This window comes from Bradyrhizobium sp. 61, from assembly GCF_023073075.1.
GTDB classification, from domain to species: Bacteria; Pseudomonadota; Alphaproteobacteria; order Rhizobiales; family Xanthobacteraceae; genus Bradyrhizobium; species Bradyrhizobium barranii.
On the sequence record NZ_JADPIU010000006.1, the window covers coordinates 98,411 to 111,263 of the forward strand.

A 12,853-nucleotide genomic window follows, 5' to 3' on the forward strand; every position below is an offset into this window, starting at 1 on the left:
TGGGCCACGGCGCCGCCACAAATGCAAACGCCCCGTTAATGTGCTTGTCATCTTGAACTTGTCAGAATCGCGCTAAGGGCTGTCAGTCTGTCGCAGGCCCCCTGCTGGAGTTGTGCATGTTTTCTGTGTTCGTTCCCTCCGACTCCTCCCTCAAGAAGGCGGTCGTCGAGGACCTCGCGGCGGTTCCGGAGCACGCCGTGTGGATCGACCTGGTCAATCCGACCGCGGCTGAGGACAAGGCGGTGGAGCGGCTCTCGGGCATTGCGATCCCGACCCGGGAGGACATGCAGGAGATCGAGATCTCCAGCCGGCTCTATATCGAGAACAGCGCCCGCTACATGACGGCGACGCTGATGTGCCAGTCCGACACCGACATGCCCCGGACCACGGCTGTGACCTTCATTCTCGGCGACCATCGCCTGGTGACGGTGCGCTACGACCAGCCGAAGCCGTTTGCGCTGGTCGAGGCCAAGCTGGCCCGGTCCTGCGCGCCCGCGATCACCGGCGAGATGGTCCTGATGGAACTGCTCGACGCCGTGATCGACCGCTGCGCCGACATCCTGGAGCGCTGCGGCGCCGAGATCGACCAGGTCTCGCACGACATCTTCGAGCCCGAGAGCGAACGCCACGGCCACGCCAAGCAATATTCCCAGATCCTGATCTCGATCGGCCGCAAGGGCGACCTGACCTCGAAGGTTCGCGAAAGCCTGGTGTCGATCGGCCGCGTGGTCACCTTCCTCTCCGCGGTGGTGGAGGGCGTGAAATGGTCGAAGGACATGCGCGAGCAGCTCAAGACCATGCAGCGCGACGTCGCCTCGCTGACCGACCACGCCTCCTATCTCTCCAGCAAGATCACCTTCGTGCTCGACGCAATGCTCGGCGTCGTCAATCTCGAGCAGAACAACATCATCAAGCTGTTTTCGGTCATGGCCGTTGTCCTGATGCCGCCGACGCTGATCGCCTCGATCTACGGCATGAATTTCAAGGCGATGCCGGAACTCGAATGGATCCACGGCTATCCGATGGCGCTGGTGATGATGCTCGCCGCCGCGATCGTCCCGTACTGGCTCTTCAAGTGGAAGAAGTGGCTTTGATACCTACCGAGACCTTACGCCGTTCAACGAGACACGGTGGTTGGTGTCGCAGAATAGAGCGGGATTGAGGCCGCGCCGTGATGTGTGCCCGCCGCCCCAATTCCTCCGGTAAAATTTGAGCGGTGGGCTGAACGTTTGCGCGAAACTTGTCTGCGATAAGCAGCATGTTAGCCGCGAGGAACAGCCATGGTTGAAAAACACATAACGTCGCCCCGCAACGTCATCGATCTGGCGAATTATCGTCAGGTCCAGGCGAGCGGCAAGGCGTCGTCGATGTCGGCGCGCATGTGCCGGCACTGTGGTGCTCCGCTGCTCGACGGTGAGAACGACGACGACTGCTCGACTGCGTTCAGCACGGCCGCTCCGCGGCTGCGCGATCGGTCGCGTCGGATTCGAGTCGATTGAGGAACGGAAGGGTAAAGGCGATCCAGGTCCTGCGGCGGCGTTGTCTGGATCGCCTTGCTTCCCGCGCTTCGAGCGGGAAAATCATCTAGCGCTTCACGATCTGGGCCGTCGAGACGACGGTCTCGGCGATAGCACCGTCGCGACTGAACGGAGCGAGATGCTGCCCGACATCGCGCAGCATCGCCTCTGCATTCTCGCCCAACGCCTCCGGCGATGACGACGAGTAGGTGAGGGTGCGGCGTGTCAGGTCCTGCACACTGATTGTGTGGCTGGTCTCAACTGTGACGAGCTCGGTGGGCTGAAAGGCGCTGCCGCGAAAGAACGCCGGCAAGTCGCGATGGGTGCGCGTGCCCATGCCTGCCTCCTCCCAGAGCTTGGCCGGTGACCAGCGGCGGCGGACGTCGTTGTAGCCATCGAGCCACGGGTTGCTGCCGTCGGTGGCCGAGAACGAGGCGCAGATCAGAATTGCCCCATCGCGCGCGACGAGTCGATCGAGCCGCGCAAGCGTCGGCTCACGATCCATCCAATGCAGCGCGCGGCCGATGGTCACGACGTCGAATGCACCGATGTCGGGGCTAAGCGTCTCGACCTTGCCTTCGATCAGCGTGAGCGCGTGGCCTGCGCTCGCAGCCGCGCGTCGCGCTGCATCGAGCATGGCAGGTTCAGGATCGACGCCGACGATGCGGCCGACATAGGGGCCGAAGCCGAGCGCCAGAAGTCCGGGTCCAGTGCCGAGGTCTATCAGGCTGCTCTGTTTGGTGAGACCAAGCTTGTGCGCGACGCTGCGAAAGAATTCGCTCGGGTAGGGCGGCCGCAAATGCTCGTAGAGTGACGCAGTGCTCGCGAACCGGCCCATCCTTCGCCTGCCTGGCCTTACACGTGCTGGCCGCCGTTGATGTGGATCTCGGCGCCGTTGACGTAAGAGCTGGTGTCCGTGCACAGCACGTAGATGATCTTGGCGACCTCGTCGGGCGTGCCGAGCCGGTGCATCGGGATCTGCTGGTCGACGATCTTCTCGGTGCCCGGCGACAGGATCGAGGTGTCGATCTCGCCCGGCGCGATCGCGTTGACGCGGACGCCGACGCGGCCGAAATCGGAGGCCATTTCGCGCGTCAGGGATGCAAGCGCGGCTTTCGATGTGGCGTACGCGGCGCCCGCAAACGGATGCACGCGCGAGCCCGCGATCGAGGTGACGTTCACGACCGAGCCCCTGGCCGCCTTCAACTCCTCGATCAATCCCCGCGCGATCATGATCGGCGCGAAGAAATTGACGTGGAAGACGTGCGTCCAGGTATCGAGGTCGGTGTCGACCGAGCCAAGCCGCGAGCCGCCCGGACCCTTCGGCGAGATCGCGGCGTTGTTGACGAGCGCATGCAGCATGCCGCCTTCGAGCCGGTTGCGGATGTCGGTGATCGCGCGCGCGGTGTCCAGGGGGTTGCCGAGGTCGACCTGGATGTGATCCTCGGGGCCGGCGTCCCACGGACAATCCTCGGGGAAGGGATGCCGCGAGCAGGTGATGACGCGCCAGCCCGCCGACGAGAAGCGGATCACTGTGGCGTGGCCGATGCCGCGGCTCGCTCCGGTCAGGAGCAGCGTGCGGCGCGGCGCATTGGACGAATGCGGCATGGACATCTTTCAGGTCGGCCTAAGCTCAGGGATACATCCGCGTCTTGGACCATGGCTGGCCGGCCGCGTCACGGCGAAATTCGATACGGTCGTGCAGGCGGAACGGGCGGTCGTGCCAGAACTCGATACGCGAGGGCGTGATGCGCCAGCCGCTCCAGCCCGGCGGCCGCGGCACCTCGCCGATGATGTGCCTGGCCGCGACTTTGGCGATGGCTTGTTCGAAGGCGAAGCGGCTTTCCAGCGCCTCGGACTGCTTGCTCGCCCAGGCGCCGATCTGCGCCTGCTTGGGGCGGGTGGCGAAGTAGGCGTCGGCCTCGGCGTCAGTCACCGGCGTCACGTTGCCGCGGATGCGGACCTGACGGCGCAGTGACTTCCAGTGAAAAAGTAACGCCGCCTTAGGATTTGCGGCGAGTTCGCGGCCCTTCTGGCTCGCGATGTGGCTGTAGAAGACGAAACCGTCGGCATCGAAGCCCTTCATCAGCACCATGCGCACGTCTGGCAGCCCGTCGGGGTCGACGGTTGCGAGCGCCATGGCGTTCGGATCGTTCGGCTCGCTCTTGATCGCCTCGTTCAGCCAGGCCTCGAACAGCGCAAACGGCTCGTCGGCGGCGGTGAAATCACCGGATGTTAAGGGTGTCTGGTGTTTCATCGAGGTCGTGTCGGTCATGTCCGGAGTCCGAATTGCGTCCCGCGGCCCAAAACGCGTTGTTGTCCGCTACCGCCCTATATAGGGCATGGGGACGCGTTGGCCTATCGGCGATCCGGCCGTCCGGCTTTGTCATGACTATGATTCTGATCGGGCTCGGCTCCGGCGGCTGCAGCTTTTCCCGCAACGACACCAGCGCCTACGCCAAGGCCGACGACAGCGACCTGACCGGCTCGATCGCGCGGCTGGCAAAGGACGCCCCGCCGACCGACACCGATCTTGCCTTCGCCCGTAACGCCGCCTCCGACGTCCTGAGCAAGGGCGACAAGGATTCCAGCCAGCATTGGGAGAATCCGGAAACCGGAGCGCGCGGCTCGGTGACGCCGATCGCGCAGTCCTACGCCGCCGAGGACGGCCGCAAGTGCCGGGACTTCCTGGCGAGCTACGTCAATGGCAGCACCGAAAGCTGGCTCCAGGGCGCCGGCTGCCAAAGCAGCCGTGGCCGTTGGGAGATTCATACGCTAAAGCCGTGGCGGAGCTAGGAATCGGCTCTGCGGCTAGTTGCAAAAATGCCACTCGCCTCCCACATGACCAGCAGATGGGGCGGGGAGCCCTTTGAACAATTCGATTTCTTGAAGGAGACGTGACGGATGCGCGACCCCTATGAGGTCTTGGGGGTGCCGCGGAGCGCCAACGCTGCCGCGATCAAGAGCGCCTATCGCAAGCTTGCCAAGAAGCACCATCCCGACAGCAACAAGGATGACCCCAAGGCCGCCGAGCGCTTCTCCGAGATCAATTCGGCGAACGAGATCATCGGCGACGAGGACAAGCGCAAGCAGTTCGACCGCGGCGAGATCGACGCCGACGGCAAGCCGCGCTTCCAGGGTTTTCCGGGCGGCGGCGGGCCGCGCGGCCGCGCGGGTCCCGGCGGGTTCGAAAGCTATACGTTCCGCAGTGGCGGCGCGGGCCCCGGCCAGGGCGGCGGCGCGTTCGAGGACATCCTCAACAGCATGTTCGGCGGGACGCGAGGTGCGCGGCCCGGGGCCGGCGGCGCCGGGCAGTTCGAATTCGACACCGGCGGGATCGGCCTCGATCTCGACGTCAATGTCGCGATGTCCGTCTCGCTGGAAGAATCGGTCAAGGGTGGCGAGAAGCGCGTCCGGCTGCCGACGGGCAAGGAGCTCAACGTCAAGATTCCGGCCGGCGTCACCGAGGGCCAGCAGATCCGGTTGCGGGGGCAGGGCGAGAGCGCTCAGGGCCATCCGCCGGGCGATCTCCTGATCACGATCAGCGTCGCGCCGCACCCGTACTTCAAGATCGAGGGCGCAGACCTCAGGATCGACCTGCCGGTCACGCTCTACGAGGCGGTGCTCGGCGGCAAGGTCCGCGTGCCGACCCTCGGCAATGCCGTGGAACTGTCGGTCCCGAAAAACACCTCCAGCGGCCGGACCTTCCGCCTCAAGGGCAAGGGATTGCCAAAAACTGGCGGAACCGGGGATCTCTTCGTCACCATCAGGATTATGCTACCGGACGGGAACGACGCCGAGCTTGAGGCATTGATGGAGAAGTGGCGGGACCAACACCCCTACAATCCACGTAGCGGGCTTGGCTAAGGCATGATCCGGACCCGGGGGGCCGCGTGAGCGCGAGGCGTTCATTTGGCGTTCAGCGGCTTTCCGAAAAGATCATACGCAGAGAAAACTGCTGAAGCGTGAGCCATCGCGCTTTAGGGCGAAGTCGCAACTGAAGGGGGTTCTCCCAACGGTCCAGAGCATCTCTCGACAGATGATGCTCGTCATATGCCTGAGGCGTGAGAGCGCCTCTCGGCCCATGTGGTTCGACGTGTCGGCTGTCCGGCGGGGCAGTCGATAATAGGTGCGGCCTCGAGAGGGGGACCAGCGCGGTACCAAAAACCCCAATCGAGGCCGCCCGCGTCGATCGGCGGATCGAACGCTACTCATTTTCTCGTGAGCATCCGGTGCGATAATGAGACGCACCCATGTCTTGATTCCAAATTTTCAATGTCGGAATCGAGGCACCGCCTTCAAGCGGTTGCTCAGGTACCGTTTTTCTCGGCTTGGTCGTAGACCGCCTGCGCGACCTTGGTCAGGCGATCGCGATCGCTGCCGCCGCTGACGACGTAGCCGACGCCGCGCTCGGCCCAGAACAGTGCGCCGTCCTTGTCGGCTTTGGCGTAGCGCATCTGAGTCGCGCCGGTCTCGGTCTTGGCGGTATAGATCGTGTACCGCTCGCCCGAGGCGCCCTCATACATCAGGAACGACGCCGGACCGTTCGGCCCCGGCAAGAGCCGGCCGCCGACGAGCTTCAGCCCGCTTGCCTCCAGGTTCGGCGCGAACACGGTCCAGCCGCAGCGCCTGGTCAGCCAGGCCTGGAGATGGTCGCGCTCGTTGCCGCCGACCTCGACCGGGTGGCGAACCTCGACGACATAGAGGCGGTGGGCGTCGAGCGCGTCCGCCGTAAAGCTCTGGAAGGTCGAGGGGGCGTTGGCGGCGCCATGCGCCACCCAGCCGGCGGTGCCGCCGGCCACGAAGGCGACCAGCACAGCCGCCGCGGCGCCATAGAACCATTGCCGGGGGCGGCGCTCCAGCCGCTCGAGCTCGAGCCGGGCCGGCACCGGCTCCTGGACGACAGAGTCGTAACGCGCGTGCAGCATCTCGGCCATGGCGCGCCAGGACTGCACGCGCCCGGCATCGTCAGGGTGTGTGGCAAGCCAGGCCTCGACATCGGCGCGGCGCTCGGCCGGCAGCTCGCCGTCGACATAGGCGTGCAGCTCGTCTTCGGTAATGGGAATATTATGGTCGTTCATATCGATCGTCTCTGGCTCTGCGGCCCAAAATGTCTTTCGCGGTTCAACTGCGCTGCTTCCCGCTCCATGCAGGCGAAGCGACCCGCGCGATGCATCAACACTGCCATCACTTCACCCGCTTGAGCGCCGGGCGCTCACCTTCCAGCGAGGCTTTGACGTGGGCTCTCGCCCGCGCCAGGCGCGACATCACGGTGCCGATCGGCACGCCCTGGATGTCGGCGACCTCGCGGTAGCTCATGCCCTCCAGCATCACCAGCAGAAGCACCGAGCGCTGCTCCTCGACCAGCGTCGCCAGCGCCTTCTCGATGTCGCGCCCTTCGGCCTCGGTCCCGCTGGCATCCGGATTGTTCTCCGTCAGCTGCGTGAATTGCGGGCGTCTTGCCAGCGAGCGCCGCCGGTTCTTGTTGAGGTTGGTCAGGATCGTATAGAGCCAGCTCCTGACATCGCCTCCGAGGAACAGGCGCTCCGAACGCAGCGCCCGCACCAGCGTATCCTGCACCAGGTCGTCGGCCGCATCCGCATCGCGCGTGAGCGCGCGGGCGTAGCGGCGCAACGCCGGGATCATGGCTTCCACACTCTGGCGAAACGCACTCATGCCGTCTTGACGTCCTGGTGTCCGGCGCGAGCGCCTCAATCATCATAACACCCGAAGGGAACGGCTATTCCGGCGCTTGAAACAGCGTTAACGCCGCGTATTAGGACTGTACCGCGAAGGAGGGCTGGTGTACCTCCAGACCTCAACGAGAGCTCGACGGGACGTTAGCAAATGGCGCAGAATTCAGGTCTGATGCAGGGCAAGCGCGGGGTGATCCTCGGCCTTGCCAACAACCGCTCGATCGCCTGGGGCATCGCCAAGGCATGCCACGCAGCCGGCGCCGAGCTCGCCTTCACCTATCAGGGCGATGCGCTCAAGAAGCGCGTCGAGCCGCTCGCCGCCGAGATCGGCGGTCTCGTGCTCGGCCATTGCGACGTCACCGATGCCGCGACCATCGACGCCGCCTTCGCAGTGCTAAAGGAGAAGTGGGGCAAGATCGACTTCCTGGTGCATGCGATCGCCTATGGCGAGCAGCTCGACGGCCGCTACGTCGACACCACGCCGGAGAATTTCTCCAAGTCGATGCTGATCTCCTGCTACTCGTTCACGGCCGTGGCGCAGCGCGCCGAGAAGCTGATGACTGATGGCGGCTCGCTCATCACGCTCAGCTATTACGGCGCCGAGAAGTGGATGCCGCACTACAACGTGATGGGCGTGGCGAAAGCCGCGCTGGAGGCCAGCGTGCGCTATCTCGCGGCCGATCTCGGCGAGAAGAACATCCGCGTCAACGCAATCTCGGCCGGGCCGATCAAGACGCTCGCGGCGTCCGGCATCGGCGACTTCCGCTATATCCTGAAGTGGAACGAGAACAACGCGCCGATGCGACGCAACGTCTCGATCGAAGACGTCGGCGGCAGCGCGCTGTATTTCCTCTCTGATCTCGCGCGCGGCGTCACCGGCGAGGTGCATCACGTCGATTCCGGCTATCACGTGCTCGGCATGAAGCGCCCGGACGCGCCGGACATCTCGTTCGGCGGCAAGGACTAGCTCATAAATCTGGAATGCCCGTGCCCACGATCTATTATCTTCGCCACGGTGAGACCGAGTGGAATGCGCTCGGGCGGCTTCAGGGCACCAAGGACGTTCCGCTGAACGCGCGTGGACGCGGTCAGGCCGTGCAGGCCGGCGGCGTGCTGGCGGATCTCTTCAAGCGCGACGGCAAGGACAAGGCGGCGTTACCCTATGTGTCGAGCCCGCTCGGGCGTGCACGCCAGACCATGGAACTCGCGCGCGGCAAGCTCGAGCTGCCGCTGGCGGACTACGCGCTCGACGATCGCCTGCGCGAGATCGGCTACGGCAGCTGGGAAGGGCTGACGCTGGCCGAGAGCGAGGCGGCCGATCCGGACGTCTATGCCCGGCGCCTCGCCGACAAATGGACGGTCGGCCCGGCGGACGGGGAGACCTACGCCGATGTGCAGGTCCGCGTGCGGGCCTGGTACGACGAGCTCCGGACCGATACCGTCGCCGTCGCCCATGGCGGGACTTGCCGGGCCCTGATGGTTTCGCTCGGCCTGGAGACGCCCGCCAGCGCCGCCGAGCTCTATATCGAGCAGGGCGCCGTCTACGTCTTCCGCGACGGGCGGCTTGAGAAGTTTAGTTAGGTCGGTTCGCCGTCATCCACGGTGGCTATGGGTTTGACCCCCGGCCCCCCGCGCGTTACCACACGCCCGAACCGACCCAGCGAGCAGCGATGTCCTTCAACACCTTCGGCCACATGTTCCGCGTCACCACCTTCGGCGAGAGCCATGGGGTGGCGATCGGCTGCGTGGTCGACGGCTGTCCGCCCATGATCCCGCTCACCGAGGCCGATATCCAGCAGGATCTCGACCGCCGCCGGCCCGGCCAATCGCGCTTCACCACCCAGCGCCAGGAGCCGGACCAGGTGAAAATCCTGTCCGGCGTGATGGCGCATCCGGAGACCGGCGTGCAGGTGACGACGGGCACCCCGATCGGGCTCCTGATCGAGAACACCGACCAGCGCTCGAAGGACTATTCCGAGATCAAGGACAAGTTTCGGCCCGGCCACGCCGACTTCACCTATGAGGCCAAATACGGCCTGCGCGACTATCGCGGTGGCGGCCGCTCCTCGGCGCGCGAGACGGCAATGCGCGTCGCTGCGGGTGCGATCGCACGAAAAGTGCTGCCCGACGTCAAGGTCCGCGGCGCGCTGGTGCAGATGGGCCCGCACAAGATCGACCGCGACAAATGGGACTGGGACGAGATTGCAAAAAATCCGTTCTTCTGTCCGGACAAGGACAAGGCCGCGTTCTTCGAGACTTATCTCGACGGCATCCGCAAGAGCGGCTCGTCGATCGGCGCGGTGATCGAAGTCGTCGCCGAAGGCGTTCCGGCAGGCCTCGGTGCCCCGATCTACGCAAAACTCGATTCTGATCTCGCGGGTGCGATGATGACCATCAACGCCGTGAAGGGCGTCGAGATCGGCGCCGGCTTTGGCGCGGCGGAGCTCACCGGCGAAGAGAACGCCGACGAGATGCGCACGGGCAATGACGGCACGCGCTTCCTGTCCAACCATGCCGGCGGCGTTCTGGGCGGCATCTCCACCGGACAGCCGGTGGTGGTGCGCTTCGCGGTGAAGCCGACCTCGTCGATCCTCCAGCCGCGTTTGACGGTCGATCGCGCTGGGGCCGATACCGAGATTATGACCAAAGGCCGCCACGACCCCTGTGTCGGCATCCGCGCAGTGCCCGTCGGCGAGGCCATGATGGCCTGCGTGCTGGCGGATCATTTCATTCGGGATCGCGGGCAGGTCGGCCGCTAGAGCATTCGTGTCGCGGTACTAGCCCACCGCGCAGCTTGACGTCCCCACAACTTCGTCCGCAAATGCGGACATGCAAAACTCCGAGATCCAGCGCATCACCAACTGGCTGATCGACGGTGCGAGGTCGTCCGGGACCCCTTCCGAGATGATCGCCGAGGTCTGCGAGCATCTGGTCGCGGCCGGCCTGCCGCTGTCGCGGTTCGGTATCTTCATCCGAACGCTGCATCCGGAAATCTTCGGCCGCAATTTCATTTGGCGGGAAGGTCAGAAGGTCGAGATTGGCACTGTCGATTTCGAGATCCTGGACACGCCCGAATTCGCCCGGAGCCCGCTCCGGATCGTGTTCGAGGAGGGGCTGGAGGTCCGGGGACGGATGGACGATCCGGACAGCAAGCGGTTTCCGTTCCTCGACGACATGCGCGCCGAAGGCGTGACCGACTACCTCGCGATGCCAATGCACTATCTCGACGGCTCGATCCACGCGACGAGCTGGGTCACGCGGCAGCCCGGCGGCTTCAGCGACGACGACATCGCGGCGATCCGGACCCTCGGGGCACCGCTTGCGCGCGTCAGCGAGATCATCAGCCTGCGCCGCACCGCCGAGATGCTGCTCGACACCTATGTCGGCAACCGTGCCGGCGCGCGCATCCTCGGCGGCCAGATCCGCCGCGGCCACAACGACACCATGCAGGCCGCGATCTGGCTCTCGGATCTGCGCGGCTTCACTGCGCTGTCGGACCGGCTGCCGGCCGAGACCGTGGTCGAGATCCTCAACCAGTATTTCGACTGCCAGGTCACCGCGATCCGGGGCCATGGCGGCGAGGTGCTGAAATTCATGGGTGACGGCCTGCTCGCGGTGTTCCCGATCGATGAATATGTCGGCGATGCCGCGCATGTCTGCACGCGCGTGCTGGAGGCTGCGCGCGAATCCCGCGCCAGCGTCGAGGCGCTCGCCTTTCCGGTCGGCGACGTCGTCGAGCGCTTCCGCTTCGGCGTCGCTCTGCATGTCGGCAACATCCTCTACGGCAATATCGGCGGCGGCAACCGGCTCGACTTCACCTGCATCGGCCCCGCCGTCAATCTCGCGGCAAGGCTGGAGAAGATCACGGGCCGGCTGGGGCGGACCGTCGTGGTCTCGGAAGTCTTCGCGAACGCCTGCCGCCATGACTGGCGCGAGCTCGGCGAATTTCCGATCGCTGGATTTTCCAAGGCGCAGCGCGTGTATGGGCTCGCCGAAGAGACGCCGGTGGTGATGGCCTGAAAGTCGATGCATGATCCCGCATGTGAGACGATGGGTATGCTTGGCACTCTTCCTGTTTCTGGCAGCCTGCGGGTTCGTTCAGGACGAAGCGATTGACGGTCCCTATCGTCTCGTCGCCGTCGACACGGATGACGACATGACGCTTTGCCGCTCCGTCGGCACGGATGGAACTTGCGTTGGCGACGGCCTCCCGGAGCCTACGGTCTTTCAGGCCGGCGCGAACGCCCAGTACATCGTGTTCGCTCGCCATCCATGGACATCGGGAAAGCGCCCGGACCGCTCCGTCACGGAGTTTTACTACATCTCGCGAAAAGCAAACGAATGGGACGTTGCGGTGCGGGTTTTCGTGAGCGGCCCCTTCACTGAATCTGAATACCTGGAGGAGAAGCGGAGGCTGCAGCTTCCCCAGTTCAGCAAGGTCTTTGCCAGGTTGAAGTAACTTGCGACCAGATCATCATTGACACGCCTCGGGCGCCGGATCGCGAGCAGCAAGCCGCTATTCCTCGGGCTCCGTCGTGAACAGCAGCGGATAGCCCTTGGCGCGGCCGGCATCGGTGGCGCGGGTGGCCTTGGTTTCGGCGACGTCCCTGGTGAACACGGCGACCACGCAGGCGCCCAGCTTGTGCGCGGTGATCATGACCTTGTAGGCCTGATCCTCCGTCATGCGGAACTCGGCCTTGAGGATCATCGTGACGAATTCGCGTGGCGTGAAGTCATCGTTGATCAGGATGACCTTGTGCAGCTTGGGCCGCTCGACCTTGGTCTTCGTCCTGGTTTTAGGCTTGGTAACGGTGTCGTTCATTCCGCCTCCCGGAAACGGCGGGCTCGGTTCAGCCGCGGTGCTCAGTGTGCGGTCCTCTCACCATATTGCAGGACCTGCACCTTCTCCAAGGTGATCAGGCCGCTCGACATCATGCCATCCAGGATGGGCAGGAATGCGTTGATGCTGTCCTCGCTGTCGACGATCTCGATCAGCAGCGGCAGGTCTTCCGACAGCCGCAGGATCTTCGAGGTGTGCAGCCGGCTCGACTTGCCAAACCCCATCGGGCCGCGCAGCACGGTGGCGCCCGCGAGATGCCGCTCGCGCGCCGTCATCACGATCGCTTCGTAAAGCGGCTTGCCGCCGAAATGGTCGCTCTCGCCGATGAAGATCCGGAGCGAAACAGCCTGATTGGGGATTTGCATGGTCAGCTCCTCGTCAAGCGGTTGTAGCGGCTTGCCATCATATGACCGAGCCACACTGACACCAGCCAGCAGATGACGGATGCCGCGATATAGGCGAGTGCCGTGTATTTCATGCCGCCGTGGAACAGGCGGAAGGTCTCCAGGCTGAAGGCCGAGAAGGTGGTGTATCCGCCGCAAAACCCGGTCATGACGAATTGCCGGTGCTCGGGCCGCGCCAGCATGCGGCCGTCGGGGCCGGTCAGCGTTGCGTAGAAGCCGATGATGAGCGATCCCGTGGCATTGATGAACAGCGTCGCGACGGGGAAGCCCGGGCCGGTGTCGAGCACGAGGGAGACGAAATAGCGCGCGAGGCCGCCAAGGACGCTGCCGAAGGAAACCCAGGCATAGAGCATCGCGCTGCGCCAGCGGTCGGTGGAGGAGGGAACGGTCATCCGC

Annotated in this window: 16 protein-coding genes; 8 read left to right on the forward strand and 8 right to left on the reverse strand. The window is 64.8% G+C overall.

Annotated elements, in window-relative coordinates; all coding sequences use genetic code 11:
• Positions 1-116 precede the first annotated feature (116 nt).
• A complete protein-coding gene (locus IVB46_RS02245) occupies positions 117-1,094 on the forward strand; it encodes a magnesium transporter CorA family protein (protein ID WP_247314136.1) in 978 nt (325 codons plus the stop codon).
• A gap of 490 nt (positions 1,095-1,584) precedes the next feature.
• Here the strand turns inward: IVB46_RS02245 and IVB46_RS02250 are convergent, their stop codons facing one another.
• Genes IVB46_RS02250 through pdxH form a run of 3 tightly spaced genes read right to left on the reverse strand, consistent with a single transcriptional unit; the run spans position 1,585 to position 3,792 of the window.
• Positions 1,585-2,355, reverse strand: coding sequence for a methyltransferase domain-containing protein (locus IVB46_RS02250; protein ID WP_247314135.1), 771 nt, complete (start codon positions 2,353-2,355; stop codon positions 1,585-1,587).
• A gap of 17 nt (positions 2,356-2,372) precedes the next feature.
• Positions 2,373-3,125, reverse strand: a complete 753-nt coding sequence (locus tag IVB46_RS02255) for an SDR family oxidoreductase (protein WP_063984930.1) — start codon at positions 3,123-3,125, stop codon at positions 2,373-2,375.
• Between the two features lie 25 nt (positions 3,126-3,150).
• Positions 3,151-3,792, reverse strand: coding sequence for a pyridoxamine 5'-phosphate oxidase (gene pdxH, locus IVB46_RS02260; protein WP_247314133.1), 642 nt, complete (start codon positions 3,790-3,792; stop codon positions 3,151-3,153).
• A 113-nt stretch (positions 3,793-3,905) separates the two neighbouring features.
• Here pdxH and IVB46_RS02265 point away from each other — a divergent pair, with 113 nt between their 5' ends.
• Together IVB46_RS02265 and IVB46_RS02270 are read left to right on the forward strand one after the other, a co-directional pair.
• Positions 3,906-4,313: an RT0821/Lpp0805 family surface protein gene (locus IVB46_RS02265; protein WP_346016106.1), complete on the forward strand. Its 408-nt coding sequence runs from the start codon at positions 3,906-3,908 to the stop codon at positions 4,311-4,313.
• Positions 4,314-4,421: 108 nt separating this feature from the next.
• Positions 4,422-5,384: a J domain-containing protein gene (locus tag IVB46_RS02270; protein ID WP_247314129.1), complete on the forward strand. Its 963-nt coding sequence runs from the start codon at positions 4,422-4,424 to the stop codon at positions 5,382-5,384.
• Positions 5,385-5,827: 443 nt separating this feature from the next.
• Here IVB46_RS02270 and IVB46_RS02275 read toward each other — a convergent pair whose 3' ends face one another.
• Together IVB46_RS02275 and IVB46_RS02280 are read right to left on the reverse strand one after the other, a co-directional pair.
• Positions 5,828-6,598, reverse strand: coding sequence for an anti-sigma factor (locus IVB46_RS02275; RefSeq protein WP_071916064.1), 771 nt, complete (start codon positions 6,596-6,598; stop codon positions 5,828-5,830).
• 106 nt (positions 6,599-6,704) lie between these two features.
• A complete protein-coding gene (locus IVB46_RS02280; protein WP_014497222.1) occupies positions 6,705-7,193 on the reverse strand; it encodes a sigma-70 family RNA polymerase sigma factor in 489 nt (162 codons plus the stop codon).
• A gap of 171 nt (positions 7,194-7,364) precedes the next feature.
• Between IVB46_RS02280 and fabI the strand changes: the two genes are divergently transcribed.
• The 5 genes from fabI to IVB46_RS02305 all read left to right on the forward strand — a co-directional run bounded on the left by fabI (position 7,365) and on the right by IVB46_RS02305 (position 11,672).
• Positions 7,365-8,180, forward strand: a complete 816-nt coding sequence (gene fabI, locus IVB46_RS02285) for an enoyl-ACP reductase FabI (protein WP_166087769.1) — start codon at positions 7,365-7,367, stop codon at positions 8,178-8,180.
• Between the two features lie 14 nt (positions 8,181-8,194).
• Positions 8,195-8,794, forward strand: coding sequence for a histidine phosphatase family protein (locus IVB46_RS02290; RefSeq protein ID WP_247314127.1), 600 nt, complete (start codon positions 8,195-8,197; stop codon positions 8,792-8,794).
• Between the two features lie 89 nt (positions 8,795-8,883).
• Positions 8,884-9,972: a chorismate synthase gene (gene aroC, locus IVB46_RS02295; protein ID WP_247314124.1), complete on the forward strand. Its 1,089-nt coding sequence runs from the start codon at positions 8,884-8,886 to the stop codon at positions 9,970-9,972.
• Positions 9,973-10,042: 70 nt separating this feature from the next.
• Positions 10,043-11,233, forward strand: a complete 1,191-nt coding sequence (locus IVB46_RS02300; RefSeq protein WP_247314122.1) for an adenylate/guanylate cyclase domain-containing protein — start codon at positions 10,043-10,045, stop codon at positions 11,231-11,233.
• Positions 11,234-11,273: 40 nt separating this feature from the next.
• Complete coding sequence (locus IVB46_RS02305) at positions 11,274-11,672, forward strand: hypothetical protein (RefSeq protein ID WP_247314120.1); 399 nt, start codon at positions 11,274-11,276, stop codon at positions 11,670-11,672.
• Between the two features lie 57 nt (positions 11,673-11,729).
• Here the strand turns inward: IVB46_RS02305 and clpS are convergent, their stop codons facing one another.
• The 3 genes from clpS to crcB are packed head-to-tail and all read right to left on the reverse strand — an operon-like array spanning position 11,730 to position 12,849.
• Positions 11,730-12,035, reverse strand: coding sequence for an ATP-dependent Clp protease adapter ClpS (clpS, locus tag IVB46_RS02310; RefSeq protein ID WP_014497217.1), 306 nt, complete (start codon positions 12,033-12,035; stop codon positions 11,730-11,732).
• A gap of 41 nt (positions 12,036-12,076) precedes the next feature.
• Positions 12,077-12,418: a DUF190 domain-containing protein gene (locus IVB46_RS02315; protein WP_063984922.1), complete on the reverse strand. Its 342-nt coding sequence runs from the start codon at positions 12,416-12,418 to the stop codon at positions 12,077-12,079.
• A 2-nt stretch (positions 12,419-12,420) separates the two neighbouring features.
• The gene (crcB, locus tag IVB46_RS02320; protein ID WP_247314118.1) at positions 12,421-12,849 is read right to left on the reverse strand and encodes a fluoride efflux transporter CrcB; all 429 of its coding nucleotides are present in this window, start codon (positions 12,847-12,849) and stop codon (positions 12,421-12,423) included.
• Between the last annotated feature and the right edge of the window lie 4 nt (positions 12,850-12,853).